At 69.3% G+C, this 14,647-nt stretch carries 13 protein-coding genes and 1 tRNA gene; 12 read left to right on the top strand and 2 right to left on the bottom strand.

The window, feature by feature from the left end:
* The first annotated feature begins 122 nt into the window (after nt 1-122).
* From AB8M46_RS08765 to AB8M46_RS08740, 6 genes are all read left to right on the top strand, one after another.
* A complete protein-coding gene (locus AB8M46_RS08765; RefSeq protein WP_038520950.1) occupies nt 123-914 on the top strand; it encodes an ESX secretion-associated protein EspG in 792 nt (263 codons plus the stop codon).
* Entirely contained in the window at nt 907-1,680 is a 774-nt protein-coding gene (locus tag AB8M46_RS08760; RefSeq protein ID WP_394360026.1) for an ESX secretion-associated protein EspG, read from the top strand. The genes AB8M46_RS08765 and AB8M46_RS08760 overlap by 8 nt, the downstream gene beginning before the upstream one ends.
* A gap of 34 nt (nt 1,681-1,714) precedes the next feature.
* The gene (locus AB8M46_RS08755; protein WP_394360025.1) at nt 1,715-2,935 is read left to right on the top strand and encodes a hypothetical protein; all 1,221 of its coding nucleotides are present in this window, start codon (nt 1,715-1,717) and stop codon (nt 2,933-2,935) included.
* Between the two features lie 13 nt (nt 2,936-2,948).
* Nucleotides 2,949-3,563, top strand: coding sequence for a hypothetical protein (locus AB8M46_RS08750; protein WP_235213221.1), 615 nt, complete (start codon nt 2,949-2,951; stop codon nt 3,561-3,563).
* 147 nt (nt 3,564-3,710) lie between these two features.
* Nucleotides 3,711-5,765 carry a dTMP kinase gene (locus AB8M46_RS08745; RefSeq protein ID WP_037335156.1) on the top strand — a complete coding sequence of 685 codons (2,055 nt, stop codon included), beginning with the start codon at nt 3,711-3,713 and terminating at the stop codon, nt 5,763-5,765.
* On the top strand, nt 5,762-6,970 hold the full coding sequence (locus AB8M46_RS08740) for a DNA polymerase III subunit delta' (protein WP_394360024.1): 1,209 nt from the start codon (nt 5,762-5,764) through the stop codon (nt 6,968-6,970). Before AB8M46_RS08745 ends, AB8M46_RS08740 begins: the two co-directional genes overlap by 4 nt.
* Nucleotides 6,971-7,265: 295 nt before the next feature.
* On the opposite strand, the gene AB8M46_RS08735 is transcribed toward AB8M46_RS08740, so the two are convergent.
* Entirely contained in the window at nt 7,266-8,960 is a 1,695-nt protein-coding gene (locus AB8M46_RS08735; protein WP_394360023.1) for a hypothetical protein, read from the bottom strand.
* Nucleotides 8,961-9,100: 140 nt separating this feature from the next.
* Between AB8M46_RS08735 and AB8M46_RS08730 the strand changes: the two genes are divergently transcribed.
* A tRNA-Thr gene (locus tag AB8M46_RS08730) sits at nt 9,101-9,174 on the top strand.
* Between the two features lie 82 nt (nt 9,175-9,256).
* Here AB8M46_RS08730 and AB8M46_RS08725 read toward each other — a convergent pair.
* Nucleotides 9,257-9,901: a TetR/AcrR family transcriptional regulator gene (locus tag AB8M46_RS08725; RefSeq protein ID WP_394360022.1), complete on the bottom strand. Its 645-nt coding sequence runs from the start codon at nt 9,899-9,901 to the stop codon at nt 9,257-9,259.
* Between the two features lie 44 nt (nt 9,902-9,945).
* Here AB8M46_RS08725 and AB8M46_RS08720 point away from each other — a divergent pair, with 44 nt between their 5' ends.
* From AB8M46_RS08720 to AB8M46_RS08700, 5 genes are read left to right on the top strand one after another with little or no spacing between them, the layout of a single operon-like run.
* Nucleotides 9,946-10,872 carry an alpha/beta hydrolase gene (locus tag AB8M46_RS08720; RefSeq protein WP_394360021.1) on the top strand — a complete coding sequence of 309 codons (927 nt, stop codon included), beginning with the start codon at nt 9,946-9,948 and terminating at the stop codon, nt 10,870-10,872.
* The gene (locus AB8M46_RS08715; protein ID WP_394360020.1) at nt 10,869-11,684 is read left to right on the top strand and encodes an SDR family NAD(P)-dependent oxidoreductase; all 816 of its coding nucleotides are present in this window, start codon (nt 10,869-10,871) and stop codon (nt 11,682-11,684) included. The genes AB8M46_RS08720 and AB8M46_RS08715 overlap by 4 nt, the downstream gene beginning before the upstream one ends.
* Nucleotides 11,684-12,613, top strand: coding sequence for a hypothetical protein (locus AB8M46_RS08710; RefSeq protein WP_037335167.1), 930 nt, complete (start codon nt 11,684-11,686; stop codon nt 12,611-12,613). Before AB8M46_RS08715 ends, AB8M46_RS08710 begins: the two co-directional genes overlap by 1 nt.
* Nucleotides 12,610-13,095 carry an FAD-dependent oxidoreductase gene (locus tag AB8M46_RS08705; protein ID WP_394360019.1) on the top strand — a complete coding sequence of 162 codons (486 nt, stop codon included), beginning with the start codon at nt 12,610-12,612 and terminating at the stop codon, nt 13,093-13,095. Before AB8M46_RS08710 ends, AB8M46_RS08705 begins: the two co-directional genes overlap by 4 nt.
* Nucleotides 13,092-14,579 (top strand): flavin-containing monooxygenase, encoded by a 1,488-nt coding sequence (locus AB8M46_RS08700; RefSeq protein ID WP_394360018.1) that lies wholly within the window; start codon nt 13,092-13,094, stop codon nt 14,577-14,579. Before AB8M46_RS08705 ends, AB8M46_RS08700 begins: the two co-directional genes overlap by 4 nt.
* Nucleotides 14,580-14,647 lie beyond the last annotated feature (68 nt).

The following is a 14,647-nucleotide window of genomic DNA, read 5'->3' as shown; positions in this document are numbered from 1 at the left end:
CCGCGACCGTCTCGATGGCCGCCGCTCAGCCGAGCAAAACTCTCCCCGGTGACCGCTCGCCGACCGCTCGCCGAACCACCTCACCCGTTCGAACAAAAGTTCTAAAAATTGTCGGTACCAGGGTGTTCAATGGTCAGGTGAGCACTTCAACGACCGCTGTCTTCGACGTCATCGACGAGGTCATCGCCCCGCTGGCAGCCGAGGTTCCGGAGCGTCCTTCGGTGATGGAGTTCTACGACCCGGAGCTCGCCGTGCCGCCGGTGCTGGCCGACGAGGAGCCGACTCCAGGGCTCACCCTGGCCGAGGAGGTGGAGCAGTACACCCGGTTCGTGAGCGGGATGGCGACCATCGGGCTGGCCCCCGGCGGCGAGGTCACGCCCGAGGCCGTCGGGCTGTATCGCGCGCTGCGCGGCGGGTTCATCCGCGGCGTGGTGACCGGCGTGTTCCCGTCGCGTCCGGAGCCGTGGGAGGTCCGGTTCTTCGGCGACGAGGACTACACCACGGTGCTGAACAAGCTCGGCAGGCGGGCGCGGCTGCGGTCCGGTTTCCTCAGCGCGCTGCCGGGCTGGGTGTTCGACGGCCTGCCCGACCATCCGCCGGGCACCGGCGAGACGGTGCGCATCGTGACGGACGCAGGCGGGTTGATCCCGCTGCGGGCCCGCGAGGCCGTCGAGGTGATCCGTGAAGGCGCTTCGCGGCCGCGGCACGGCACGGTCCTCGTCGATCTCGCGGTGCGGAACTCCATCCTCGCCGAGTATCCGCACGGCGCTTTCGGCCTGGTGGACAACGACCTCGGCCGGTACCAGTTCAGCGCGGCGATGGACGGCGACGGCCGCTGGACGCTCACCTGGGGCCCGGCCAGCCGGTCGACGGCCGAGCAATGGATCGTGAAGGCGGTGCAGAACCATGCGTGAACCGGCGACCGTGAAGGAACTGATGAGGCGCGCCGCCGAGCCGCTGCTGCGCGCGGTGCCCGAGCGGCGGAGCGTGTACCTGGGCTACGACCCGGAGATCACCGACGACGAGATCCGCCGCCTGTGCCCGTCCTACGACGAGCCGGCGGATCTCGTCACCCAGGCCGAGCGGTACGCGGCCAAGGCGGCGATGCTCGAAGAGGCCGGGCTGATGGAGAACGGCGAGATCCATCCGGCCGCGGTCCAGATGCACGGCGTGATGCTGCGCGGTTCGGTCCGAGGCGTCCTCACCGGCGTCTTCGCGTCCGCGCCGCGCTCGGTGCGCGTCGATTGCTACGGAGACGGCCATCAGGCGGTCGTCTGGCGGATGCGGTCGGGGCGGCGGACCACGTTCAGCCTCAGCGATTTCGGCGAGCTGGGAGCCCGGGTCTTCGGCGGGCTCCCGCACGTCCCCGCCGGGGAGACCGAGCCGATGCGCATCAGGATCGACGAGCACGGCGTGCCGCTGCCCGGCCAGGAGGAAGAGGTCGGGCTGGTCGCCGACACGCTGAATCGTCCGCGCACCGGCACGGCGATCCTCGATCTGGTCGCCTTCGGTGGGCTGAACGCCGAGTACCCGGACTACGGCTTCGTGATCGTCGACAACGATTTGGGGAGGTTCGTGTTGTACGCCGCCCCTTCCGAAGGGTGGCTGATGTTCGGTGGAATGGACCGCCGGGCACTGGCGGGCTGGCTGCACGAGGCGGTGGACTTGAGCCGGACGTAGCCGCCTTGGGCGATGACGACTGGGGAGGGCGGGCATGGACCTGGACCGGCGCGCGGCCGACGCGTGGTTCCGGCGGCGAGGGCTGCCGATGGTCATCCACCGGCGGAGGCGCGGAGCCGGCATGTTGCGCCGGTCCACGCCGGGGCTGGTGTTCCTGTGCCTGCTCGACCTGCTGCTGGCCGCGTTGCTGAAGCTGCTCGACGTCCCCGAGGACGTGCTCGCGGCCCGGATGCGCAGCAGTGGCGTCGGCTACGTGCTCGGCGTGCTGGCGCTGACGTTCGCCGTGGTCGTGGTGCCGGTGATCGCCGGACGGCTGATGGCGAAGCTGCTTCGCGTGCTGAGCCGCACCAGAGTCCGCTTGGCCGTCATGGCGGCGACGATCGGCTTCTGGCTGCTCGTGCTGCCGCTCGGTGAGCGGCTCACCGGGCTGGTGTCGTGGGACAACCCGCTGTGGGTCGCCATCCTCACCAACCTGGTCGCGCTGGCAGTGCTGATGTTCCTGGTCCGGATCGGCGTCGGCTCGATCCTCACCTGGGCGGCCCGGAGCGCGGTCGCCCAGGTCAGGGCCATCGGCACGCTCGCGTCGCGGGCGTTGCCGCTGCTCCTGCTGGTGGTGATGTTCAGCTTCTTCACCGCCGAGCTGTGGCAGGCGGTGGAACGGCTGACCCCCGGCCGGTTGTGGCTGGTGGTCGGCTTCCTCGTGCTGATCGGCGCCGTGTTCCTGGCGTCGATGCTGTCCGACGAGATCAAGGAGCTGAAGTCCTGGACCGTGGAGCCCGGCGCGACCGTCCTGCGCGGCACGCCGTTCGACGACGACACCCAGCCACCCGGCAGGCGCGCGCTGACGAAGACCGAGCGCCTGAACATCGCCCTGGTGCTGTTCTTCGCCCAAGCGGTGCAGATCGTGGCGTTCGGGGTGCTGGTGTTCGCGTTCTTCGTCGTGTTCGGGGTGCTGATCCTCAGCCCGGAGGTCGTGACGGAGTTCGCCGGCCGTGAATCGGCGCCGGGGACACTGCTGGGTGTCCCCCTTCCGGTGAGTTCCGCGCTCGTCAACGTCTCCGTCTTCCTCGCCGTTTTCTCCGGTTTGTACTTCGCCGCATCGACCGCGACGGATGCCCGGTACCGGCGTTCTTTCTTCGAACCTTTGCTGGAGGATGTGAAGATCAGCCTCGCGGCGCGTGACATTTATCTGGCCCATTGGGCGGATGTGCGGCGGGCCGAGGTGGTTACCCTGGAAGCAGAGGACATTCCGTAGTGAGGTGGTCACCATGAGCGGGAAGGGCGGAACTCCCTTCTTCGATGCCCCCGACTTCGTGAAAGGCGATGGCACTCAGGCAGATCCTCCGGGCGACACGTTCGCCGACCCGCTGTCCGGGCTGGTCACGACCGGCACGACGGCCCAATCCGATCCCTCGGCGGGAGCCGACGACGTCCACGTGCAGGTGCCGGGACCGGTCCAGCACGACCCCGAAGTGGTGAGCAGGATGGTCAGCGCGGCCATGCTCGCGGACGACCAGCCCGCGGAAAGCCCGGGCGCGGAGCAGACCGCGGCGCCGTCGCCCGCCAAGATCGTCAGCACGGTGGGTGAGCAAGGCGCTGCGCCGATCGGGATCCTGCCCCAGCAGCGAACCTGGCCGTCGAGGCCGTCCCAGCTGATCCGTCAGCCCCGTCGGCTGAAGCCGGAAGAGCCGGTCGAGGTCGACGAGGAGGCCGAGGTCGAAGTACGGCGCGCCAAGCGTTCCATGCAGATGCCGAGGCTCGGCAAACCGTCGTCGAACACCGCCGGCGTGATGATCGCGATCGCCCTCATGATCGTCTTCGCGGTGCTCGCCATCCAGCTGCTCGCGAGCCTGTTCAACAGCATCGCGGGGATCTTCGGGTAACCCGTCCGGCGGATACCGCCGGACGGGGCCGTCCGTCCAGACGTCACCCATCGGGATACCCTGGCCCTACGGTCGGGGTACCCGGTGTTGACCCGGGTCGCAACCCCGGCGCCGCGTGACTAGTGGGGTGGGCGTATCAGCGAGGGCGTGCAGTCGGTGCCCGAGACGGGCACGAGTGGTCCGTCGGGACGTGACGCTTCCACCATGCACCGGGTGCGGCGGGTGCTGGCGATCAAGCCGTTCCGCCGGATCTGGGGCGTCTCTTATCTGTGCAGTGTCGCGGACTGGCTGAACCTCCTCACGCTGACCGGTCTGGTCACCAAACTGACCGACAACTACGCCGCGCAGAACTTCGCGTTCGTCGGGGTCGTGCTGACGTCGCTGCTGCCGGGGCTGCTGTTCGCCCCGCTCGGCGGGCTGCTCGCCGACCGTTTCGACCGGCGCAAGGTGATGGTGCTCTGCGACCTCGGCCGATGCGGGTTCCTGCTGTCGATCGCGTTCGTCGGCACGCCGTGGTGGGTGTTCGTCGGCAACTTCCTGGTCGGCTGCTGCTCGATGATGTGGATCCCGTCGAAGGACGCGGCGGTGCCGAACCTGCTGCGCCGTCCGGACCAGGTCGAGACGGCCAACCAGCTCGGCATGGTGATGACCTACGGCCTCGCGGTGATCACCGCGGCCGGGGCGAACGCCGTGCTCACCGGTAGCAACACCACGTTCCACTTCTTCCAGGGCGACGCCCAGCTGGGTATCGCCAAGGTCGCCGTCGTCATCACCGGTCTGCTGTACCTGACCAGCGCGATCGTGATCGCGACCCGGATCCCCGAGCTGTCGCTGCGCAACGTCCACGCGGTCGAGAAGCCCAAGGTCAAGCCCGCTGACGAGGAGAAGTTCGGCTTCCGGCAGATGATCGCCGACGGCGCCCGGTTCGTGCGGACGACGCCGCTGGTGCGCGGGCTGATGATCGGCGCTTTCGGCGCCTTCGCCGCCGGTGGTGCGGTGATCGGTTCGGCCAAGCCGTACTCGTCCAGCCTGCTCGCCGGTGACGCGGCGTTCAACCTGCTCGTCCTGGCCGTCTTCCTCGGGCTCGCCACCGGTATGGCGGTGGCGCCGAAGCTCGCGCGGCGGCTCGCGCACGACCGGCTGTTCGGGATCTCGATCGTCGCCGCGGGGCTGTGTCTCGTCGTGGTGGCGCTGTCGCCGCATCTCGCCGTTTCGCTGGTCGCGGTCGCGGCCGTCGGTGTCTGGGCGGGGACGGCGTTCCTGACCGGTGTCACGATCATCGGTTCGCGGATCGAGGACTCGATCCGCGGCCGGATCAACGCGATCTACCAGTCGCTGATGAAGATCGTGTTGTTCGGCTCGACGGTGCTGGTGCCGGTGCTGATCAGCGCGGTCCGGACGACCGAGGTCGAGCTGTGGGGCGGCACGATCACAATCGACGGCACGCGGCCGGTGATGGTCGGCGGCGGCATCCTCGCGCTGCTCGCCGGCATCTTCGCGTACCGGCAGATGGACGACCGGCGGGCCGAACCGATCCTCGCCGATCTCCGCAACGCTTTGCGCCGCAGCCCGCGTCGCGTGAACGGGCTGCTGATCGCGCTCGAAGGCACGCGGGCGATCAACACCGAGACGCAGGCCGCGCGGCTGGCCGAATGGCTGCGCGCGGGTACGCGTCCGGTCGTGCTGGCCGCCGACCCGGCGTTGGACGATCAGCGGCTCGCGAAGCTCGTCTCCGGTGCTTCGCTGTCCGGTGCGCGGGCGCAGGCGCTGGCCGCCGCCGCGGTGCGGGCGGACATCGTCGAACGGGACATCCAGCCCGCACTCGACGCCGGTTCCGTCGTGGTGATGGAACGGTTCGTGGACTCGCCGCTGGCGCATCTGTCCGCGGTCGCCGGGCTGGACAGCCAGGAACTCGAAGGGCTCGCCGACTGGGCGACCGGCAGGCTGCGGCCCGACATCACCATCCTGCTCGACGCCGACCCCGGCACGGTGATGCGGAAGTCGGAGTCGCTGGACGCGCAGTGGCGGGTGCAGCATCTGCTCACGGAGATGGCCGCCGCCGACCCGGACCGGTATGTCGTGGTCGACGCGGAAGGTACCGAGGACGAAGTGGGCGACCGGGTGCGGACCGCGATCCGCGCGGTGCTCGTCGGCAGGCTCGCCGGGCTCGCTCCGGCGGAGGAGAAGGTCGAAGCGAAGTGACTGAAGCCCCTGTGCTGATCGGTGTCTGGAAGCAGCTCGTCGGCCAGGAGCCCGCCGCGCGCACGCTTTCGTCGGCGTCGACGGCGGCCGCTCGGATCATCGAGAATCAGCCCGTCGCGCCCGGCGCGATGACCCATGCCTGGCTGATCACCGGTCCGCCGGGTTCGGGGCGTTCGACGGCCGCGCGGGTTTTCGCGGCGGCGTTGCAGTGCAGTACCGGCACCGGCTGTGGCGAGTGCCCCGGCTGCCGCACCGTGATGGCCGGGACGCACGCGGACGTCAAGCTCGTCGTGCCGGAAGGCCTTTCGATCTCGGTCGCCGAAATGCGTTCGCTGGTGCAGGCCGCCGCCCGCCGCCCGACCACCGGGAAGTGGCAGGTGGTGATCATCGAGGACTCCGACAGGCTGACCGAAGGCGCGTCGAACGCGTTGCTGAAGGCCGTCGAGGAGCCGCCGGATCGCACGGTGTTCCTGCTGTGCGCGCCGTCGGATCACCCGGACGACGTGTCGGTGACGATCCGCTCGCGGTGCCGTCTGGTCACGTTGCGGACGCCGCCGGTCGAGGCGATCGCGCAGGTGCTGATGGAGCGGGACGGTATCGATCCCGAACGCGCGCGATGGGCGGCGTCCGTCTCCAGTGGACATGTCGGCCGCGCGCGGCGGCTCGCGACCGACGAGGCGGCGCGGCAGCGGCGGGCGACGGTGCTGCGGATCCCGCTCGGCCTGCGGCGACCGTCCGATGTGTTCACTTGCGCCGATCAGCTGATCAGCGCGGCGGAGGCCGACGCGGGCGAGGAGAGCAAGGTCCGCGACGAGGCCGAACGTTCCGAACTCCGCACCGCGATGGGCGGCGACGGCACCGGAAAGGGCGTCGCCGGGGCGAAACGTGCCGCCGAAGCCGCCGTGAAGCAGCTCGAGAAGCGCCAGAAGTCCCGCGCGACCCGTACGCAGCGAGACACTTTGGATCTCGCGCTGGTGGATCTGGCCGCGTTCTACCGGGACGTGCTCGTGACCGCGAGTGGCGCGGGCGCGACGCTGAACCACCCCGACCACGCCTCGGAAATCTCGCAGGCCGCCTCCGCGTGGGCGCCGGACTCGATCCTGCGGCGGCTCGAAGCCGTCCTGGAATGCCGCGAGGCGATCGACCTGAACGTGAAGCCGAGGATCGCCGTCGAAGCCATGGTCACCACCCTGCGCCAGGGCTGATTCGCGCTTCGCTCCCTACCCCACCCCCCGCCCTTCCCAGGGGGGCGTCCCCGAGTCCAGTCTACCGGGGGTGGAGGGGGAAAAGGGCTGGTGACGGGAGTTGTCCACAGGTGGGGATGGTTGTGGACAAGTGCTGTGGGTAAGTGAAGGGGCTTCGGGTTCGGGGGAGCCGAAAGCAAAGGAGCCCCACCGCGTCAAAGCGGCGGGGCCCCACTGCTGAAGAGCGATCAGGGGGTACGAACGGTCCTCTCACGCGGGGACGTGAAAGGACCGTTCATCACCCTCCTCGCCCCGTCTAATCCTCCGAGTCCAGCGAGCGCGGCCGCGGCGAAGGCTTGAAGCCAGGCGACCTCTTCGCGACCGGAACCGGAGCCACGGCGAGCCGGCGGCGTCCCGGCATGGCGGCCACGAGAACGACGCCGATCAGCAGCATCGCCGTACCCGACCAGAACATCGGCACCGTGTCGTAGGCGGCGTTGGTGTACGCCAGGTTCTTGACCGGCCCCTTCGGCGCCGCGCCACCGTTGTTGCCCGCGGGCGGCGGGGTCGCCGTCCCGCACTCGACACCACCGGTGGGTGCGTACGCCCGTGCGATCTGCTCACCGAGCGACACCTGCGCCAGCGACGAAGGCAGCTTCTTCGCGGCGTCCGGCGGCAGCGCCTTCTGCAGTGCCGTCGTCGGCAGGATCTGCAGGTCCAGCAGCCGCGCCGAGGCGCCCATCTGGAAGCCCTTGAACGGCGAGGTCATGTCGCTCGACTTCTGGTTCAGTCCGGCGATCGACAGCTTCAGCACCCCGATGTCGAGGGTGAGCCCGTTCCCGGCCTCGCCGCCGGGGAGCTGCTTGGTGGCGCCGTTCAGCATCTCGGCCAGCCCGCCGATCACCGGCACGTTCTTCAGCTGGTCGAAGCCCGGGACCTGCTTGAGCGACGGCAGCGGGATCCCGATCGGGATGTCCTTGGTCGGATTGTTCGCGTCGAGGGTGAACAGCACCTTGTCGCCGCGGACGATCTGCAGCACCGGGGCGCTGTACTCGACCTTCGACGTCTTCTTCTCGCCGGTCGAGGTGACCCGCAGCGTCGGCTGGCTGGCGACCTTGATCGTCAGGCCGAGCGGCGTGCCCTTCAGGATTTCGATGTTGGCCGCCTGCAGGGTCGACGTCGATTCGACGGCCTTGTTCTTCGAGCCGGGGATGTCGACCAGCCGCACGACCGAACGCGACGACAGCGTGTTCGGCAGGCTCAGCACCGCGCCCTTGCCGTCGGCGCTGGTGCTGGTTCCCGACAGCAGCCCGCCGAGGTTCGCCAGCGGGCCGAGCGCCGAGAGACCCGCCTTGAGCTGGTCGGAGGCCTGGGTCAGCTGGTCGGCGCCCGGGATGTTCGGGATGGTCGGCAGCAGTGCGAGGTTCGCGATCGACGTGCTCGAATCGGCGATCGTGCCGACGCACGGCCCGAGCGTCGGGCTCCAGCGCGCGTGCGCCTCACCGTTGAGCAGGCCGAGGTTGAACAGCGGGTTCTTCGGCGCGTTGAGGCCGCCGCTGATCGGCTTCGGGTTGTCCGGCAGCGCCGTCTGCACGAGGCTGCCCGGCGTCTGCGGCGCGTTGCCTGCGGCGGACAGGCCGAACGGCGACGACTGCGCGATCGACTTCTCGTAGTTCAGGTAGGCCTCGGAGTTGGCCTGCGCGCTGGAAAGCCCCATCCCCGCTTCGAGCGCGGACTGCTTCGGCAGCAACTCGCCCGCGCCGGGCAGGATGGCGCTGGTCGGCACCGCGTTCGGCAGCAGCCGCAGCACACCGAGCGCCGCCCCCGCGTCACCGACCGCCTTGCCGAGCGGCTGCGGCCCGATCGGCGCCGACATCGGCGGCTGTCCCGGATTCGCCGGATCGGGGATCGGCGTGGTCGGGATCGTCTGGGCGGTCGCCGGAGCCGCGGTCAGCAGAAGCAGGGCCGCGGCGGCCGGAAGCGCCAGCACACGGGGCAGTCGTTGCCGCATGAACAGGTCCTCCAGTGGGGATGGGCCGATCTTGGGGGACTGAGACCGGCGTCATAGGACCTTAACGACGGTGGCCCTCGAAGGTGACGTTCAAGCCTCCGCTACACTTGGCTCCGTCATCGGGTGCGAGCCCGATGTCCGCCGCCTTAGCTCAGTCGGCCAGAGCGATTCACTCGTAATGAATAGGTCAGGGGTTCGATTCCCCTAGGCGGCTCCGCAGGTCAGGGCCTCATTCGGAACACTCCGGATGAGGCCCTGACTCGTTTCCGGCTCAGTGCCGGGGCTGTGCCCAAAGTTCACCCGTTGGTGTCCCCTGAGCCCTTGAGGAACATCCGCGACAGCGAGGTGCCCACACCCGTGAGGTGCTCGACGAGCGTGTCCGCGTCCGCGTCGAGCAGTCCGGAGCGCCACGCGAGCATGATCTCGACGAAGCCGCCGATGCCCAGCAGGACGTTGACCCGGAACTCCAGCCCGTCCACGTCCGGCTTCAGATGCGGCCGCGCCAGGTCGATCAGCAGGCCGGTGGTCTCTTGGACGGTCTGCCGCCGCAGCTGCTCCAGCACCGCGCTGCCCGCGTGGTCGCCGAACAGGATCTGCGCGCGCGACGGCTCTTCCTGCACGTGGTGCACGACGACGTCGACGGCGGCGCGGAGCTGGTCCAGGGCGGGTTGCTCGATGCGGGCGGCGACGGCGTCGAGGACCATCCGCAGGGTTTCGTCGCGGACCTGTTCCCAGGCGGTGGCGAGCAGCGCGTCGCGGTTGGCGAAGCTCTCGTAGAAGTACCGGTCGGTCAGGTTCGCCCGCGCGCAGACGCCGCGCATGGTGACCGCCGCCCAGCCCTGTTCCTGCCAGATCTCCAGTGCGGCGCCGAGGAGTGCGAGCCGTCGTTCGGCGCGGCGTTCGTCGGCGGTTTTGCCGCTGTAGCGGCGGGACGCGGTCACCCCTCCATCTTGACAGCAGGTGCCCTCAGATTCATTCTGAGGGCATGCGACCGCAGAATGGCCTGCGTGCCGGATTGGCCTCCGCGCTGACGTCCGCTTTCGTGCGGCCGATCGCCAACGCGATCCCGGCCAACCGCGCGGGGGTCGCGTTCTCCCGTGCCTTCATCGCGAGCAGTTTGTGGCTGGCGTCGCCGCCGTTGAAAGGGAGCCGCATCGAGCCCGGCATCCGTGGCGAGTGGGTCCGCGCGCCCGGGACGAGCGAGGGCAACGCCGTGGTCCTCTACATCCACGGCAGCGGTTACGCGCTCTGCTCGGCGCGCACGCATCGCGGGCTGACCACGCGGGTTTCCGCCGGCACCGGGCTGCCGGTCTTCGCCTGCGAGTACCGGCTCGCGCCGCGGCACCGTTTCCCGAGCGCCGCCGACGACGTCCGCGCGGCCTACGACCGGCTTCTCGACCAGGGCTATCGGCGGATCCTCGTCGCGGGCGACTCCGCGGGCGGGCATCTCGCGGTCGACCTCGCCGCGCAGCTGATCCGCGAGCATCGAGAACCGCCCGCGGCACTGGCGCTCTTCTCGCCGTTGTTCGACGTGACGTTTTCGTTGGCCGCTCAACGAGAACGGATGAGCCCGGATCCGATGATCTCCGCCGCCGCGGCCGCGCGGCTGGTCGGTCTGTACACAGTGGACGCCGACCTCGCGTCGGAGCGGCTGCGGTTCGCCTTCGACGACATCAAGGGTTTCCCGCCGACGATCATCCAGGCGGGCGGACGCGAAATGCTCGCCGCGGACGCCATCGAGCTGGCCAGGGCGCTGCGCCGCGCGGGAGCCGACTGCGAACTCGACGTGGTGCCCGGTCAGATGCACGTCTTCCAGGCCTTGACCCGCTTCATCCCCGAAGCGGCGCCGGCGATGGAGCGGGCTTGCCGCTTCCTCACCGGGAACCTTCCAGCGATCGTGAGGGCGGCATGACCAAGCGAACCCACGGAGCACATGCTGTCGTCACCGGCGCGGGAAGCGGGATCGGAAGGGCGATCGCGGCCGAGCTCGTCCGGCGCGGCAGCCGGGTCGTCTGCGCCGACATCGACCTCGAAGCCGCCGAAGAAACCGCGAAAGCGCTCGAGAACGCGGTCGCCATCGCCTGTGACGTGTCCGATGTGGACGAAGTCGCGGACTTGGCGAACCAGGCGCGGTCCTGGCTCGGCCGCGAGCCGGATCTCGTCGTCAACAACGCCGGCATCGGCGCGGGCGGCAAACTCGTCGGGGAGAGCCCGCTGTCCGACTGGCAGCGGACACTCGGAGTGAACCTCTGGGGCGTGATCCACGGCTGCCACACCTTCGTCCCCGCCATGCGCGTGGCGAAGGCGGGCGGCGTCATCAACGTCGCGTCGGCCGCCGGATTCACCGCCGCGCCGAGGATGGCCGCGTACAACGTGAGCAAGGCCGGGGTCGTCAGCCTGTCCGAGACACTGGCCGCCGAACTCTCCGGCACCGGCGTCGCGGTCACCGTGCTGTGCCCGACCTTCGTGCGCACCAACATCTTCGGCGGCGAGCTCATCGAAGACGGCGCACGCGGCCTCGCGCAACGGGTGTCCGATGTGGTCGGGTTCTCACCGGAGCGCGTCGCGAAGACGACGCTCGACGCCCACGATCGCGGCCGCCTCTACGTCGTGCCGCAGCCCGACGCCCAGCTTCTGTGGCACGCCAAACGATTCGTGCCCGTCCCGTATACGCGGATCGCCGGTCTGCTCGGCCGGTTCCTGCCCGCCGAAAAGGAGAAGTGATGGCCTACGACTTCGCGGCGATGCTCCAGACCATCAAGGACAAGCAGTGGTCGCTGGCCGACATCGACTGGGACGCGCCCGGTGCCGAAACGATGACCGACGAACTGCGCGCCAAGATGCGGCCGTTCATGGCCGACCTCGTGTGGATCGAGCACGTCGGCGCCCGCGGGTTCGCCTCGCTGGCCAAGAAGGCGCCGACCCCGGTGATCCAGGAGATCTACCGCTACTTCCACGCCGAGGAACAGAAGCACGCCAACGCGGAACTAGCGCTGATGAAGCGCTGGGGCATGCTCGACGAGCACGGTTCGATGCCCGAGCCGAACATCAACGTCAAGCTCGCGATCAAGGTCCTCGACGACTTCGGCGACACGCTGCCGCTGACGGCGCTCGCCACGCTCATCCCGCTGCTGGAATGCGCGCTGGACGGCGCGCTGGTGAAGTTCCTGCTGGACGAGGTCTCCGATCCGGTGTGCCACCAGGTGTTCCGGCATATCAACTCCGACGAGGCCCGGCACATCACGGCCGATTTCGAGGTGCTGGAACTGATCGGCGCCGGATCCACGACCAAACTGCTCACCGAATCGATCGGCTCGCTCAAACCCCAGATCGTCCTCGGCCTGATCGTGGTGTTCGTGCCGCTGATCAACAAGATGCGGGACAACATCGTCGCGATGGGCCTGCCGGAGAAGAAGCTGTACAACGCCGTGAAGCGGTTCTCCACCATCGGCGGCCGCGGCGAGTTCACGAAACGCATCCCGGCGTACCACGTGCTCAAGGCGCAGGCGGCGATGATCGTCGACCGTTCGCACGTCTACCACCGGCTGCTCGCCGACCCGATGGTGAAGGCGACCCGGCTGATTCCCGCCCGGCTGCTGGGAAAGCCGCAGTCGTGGACCGAGGAGATCACCCACGAACCGGTCGCGTCATGACACTCGGGGAGTTCCGGGGCGAGGTGCTGCGCGGCACCGAGTGGTTCGGGCACGACTTCGCCGGGCAGCGTGTCGCCGTGCTCGCGCCCGGCCGCGAGGCGGCGCAGATCGTGCCCGAGGTGGTGGCCACCGCGCGATCGGTGAAGGTGTTCCAAGAGGAGCCGGACTGGGTGGTGCCGATGCCGGTCCCGGGCCCGACCGTGCTCGGCATCGCCGTCGCCCGGGTTTTCCTGCGCTGGCAGGTGAAAGACCCCTGGATCCGCCGGCTCCTGACGCCCGACCGCCGCTTCGGTTCACGGCGGACGGCGCCGGGCCTCGGCTACTACGGCGCGCTTCGGCGGCCCGGCTGCAAGCTCATCACCTGGCCGGTTTACGCCTTCGCGCCCGGCGGAATCCGCACCGCCGAAGGTATCGAGCACCAGGCCGACGTGGTGGTGCTCGGGCCCAGCTCACTGTTCGCCGAGGAAGGGCTCCCCGCATGAAACCCGACCACGAGATCGCGATCATCGGCGGGGGATTCTCCGGTATCGGGGCCGCGATCCTGCTGCACCAAGCCGGTTTCGAAGACTTCCTGATGCTGGAGGAGGGCGACGGCGTCGGCGGCGCGTGGCATTGGAACACCTACCCCGGTGTGGCCGTCGACATCCCGTCGTTCAGCTACCAGTTCTCGTTCGAGCAGATCTCCGGGTGGTCGCGGGTCTACGCGCCCGGCCGTGAACTGAAGGCGTACGCCGACTACTGCGTCGACAAGTACGACATCCGCCGCCGCACCCGCCTCGGCAGCAAGGTCGTCTCCGCGACCTTCGACGACGAGACGCACTTGTGGCGCCTCGAAACCGCCGAAGGGTGGTCGATGACGGCGCGGTTCGTCGTCGGCGCCACCGGCGTGCTCACCCAGCCGAAGCCGCCGGACATCGAGGGCATCGATGCTTTCCGCGGCACGGTGATGCACACCGCGCGCTGGGACCACGGCGTGGACCTGCGGGGCAAACGCGTCGCCGTCGTCGGCACCGGGGCATCGGCCGTGCAGGTGATCCCGTCCATCGCGCCGGAGGCCGCGCATCTGACGGTCTTCCAGCGCACGCCGATCTGGTGCCTGCCCAAACCCGATGCCGCGTTGCCCCGGACGGCGCGCCTCGCGCTGCGGCGGCTGCCGGGCGCGAAACTGGTGTCCAGGCTGGCCAGTCAGGCCCTCGTCGAGGTGACCTTCCCGCTGGCCGCGCATTTCCACAACCTGCTGCCGACCGCGGGCGCCGGCGAGCGGATCGGGCGCGCGCATCTGCGCCGCGCGGTCAAGGACCCCGAAACCCGCGAGAAGCTGACCCCGCGCTACGCCTTGGGCTGCAAGCGGCCGAGCTTCTCGAACGAGTACCTCCAGACGTTCAACCGGGACAACGTCACGCTGGAGACCACCGGCATCGACGCGATCACCGAATCCGGCGTGCGCACCGCCGACGGCACCGAGCATCCGGTCGACGTCCTGGTGCTGGCGACCGGGTTCAAGGTGTTCGAGAAGGGCAACATGCCGGCCTTCACCGTGCGCGGTTCGGGCGGCGCGGATCTGGAGAAGTTCTGGGAGGAGAACCGGTTCCAGGCCTACCAGGGCGTCAGCGTCCCCGGTTTCCCGAACTTCTTCACCATCCTCGGGCCCTACGGCTACAACGGTTCCTCGTACTTCAACCTCATCGAGACGCAGACCGCGCACATCATCCGCTGCCTGCGCAACGCGAGGAAGACCGGCGCCACGCGCGTGGAGGTCACGAGCGAGGCCAACGACCGCTACTTCCGGAGCATGCTGGACCGGCGCAAACACCAGGTCTTCTTCCAGGACAGCTGTTCACTGGCCAACAGCTACTACTTCGACGCGAACGGGGACGTGCCGTTCCGTGCCTCGCCGACGCTGGAAACCATGGTGACGAGCCGGTTCTTCGACCTCGACGACTACGCCTTCGCGGACGGCCGGTGAACTCTGGCTGAAGTCCGCCGCCCCCGGCCGTGACGGGCCTTAGGTTCGATTCCCCGAACCTGGAGGCT

It is taken from the genome of Amycolatopsis sp. SB7-3 (assembly GCF_041021335.1).
GTDB classification, from domain to species: Bacteria; Actinomycetota; Actinomycetes; order Mycobacteriales; family Pseudonocardiaceae; genus Amycolatopsis; species Amycolatopsis japonica.
Note: the sequence above shows the minus strand (reverse complement) of the source record. Positions and strands in the feature narration are given on the sequence as shown.

Excerpts from the sequence above, each read along its gene's own strand:
- AB8M46_RS08760 (WP_394360026.1), top strand. The coding sequence starts at position 907 with ATGCGTGAACCGGCGACCGTGAAGGAACTGATGAGGCGCGCCGCCGAG.
- AB8M46_RS08755 (WP_394360025.1), top strand. The coding sequence starts at position 1,715 with ATGGACCTGGACCGGCGCGCGGCCGACGCGTGGTTCCGGCGGCGAGGG.
- AB8M46_RS08750 (WP_235213221.1), top strand. The coding sequence starts at position 2,949 with ATGAGCGGGAAGGGCGGAACTCCCTTCTTCGATGCCCCCGACTTCGTG.
- AB8M46_RS08735 (WP_394360023.1), bottom strand. The coding sequence starts at position 8,960 with ATGCGGCAACGACTGCCCCGTGTGCTGGCGCTTCCGGCCGCCGCGGCC.
- AB8M46_RS08720 (WP_394360021.1), top strand. The coding sequence starts at position 9,946 with ATGCGACCGCAGAATGGCCTGCGTGCCGGATTGGCCTCCGCGCTGACG.
- AB8M46_RS08715 (WP_394360020.1), top strand. The coding sequence starts at position 10,869 with ATGACCAAGCGAACCCACGGAGCACATGCTGTCGTCACCGGCGCGGGA.
- AB8M46_RS08710 (WP_037335167.1), top strand. The coding sequence starts at position 11,684 with ATGGCCTACGACTTCGCGGCGATGCTCCAGACCATCAAGGACAAGCAG.
- AB8M46_RS08705 (WP_394360019.1), top strand. The coding sequence starts at position 12,610 with ATGACACTCGGGGAGTTCCGGGGCGAGGTGCTGCGCGGCACCGAGTGG.
- AB8M46_RS08700 (WP_394360018.1), top strand. The coding sequence starts at position 13,092 with ATGAAACCCGACCACGAGATCGCGATCATCGGCGGGGGATTCTCCGGT.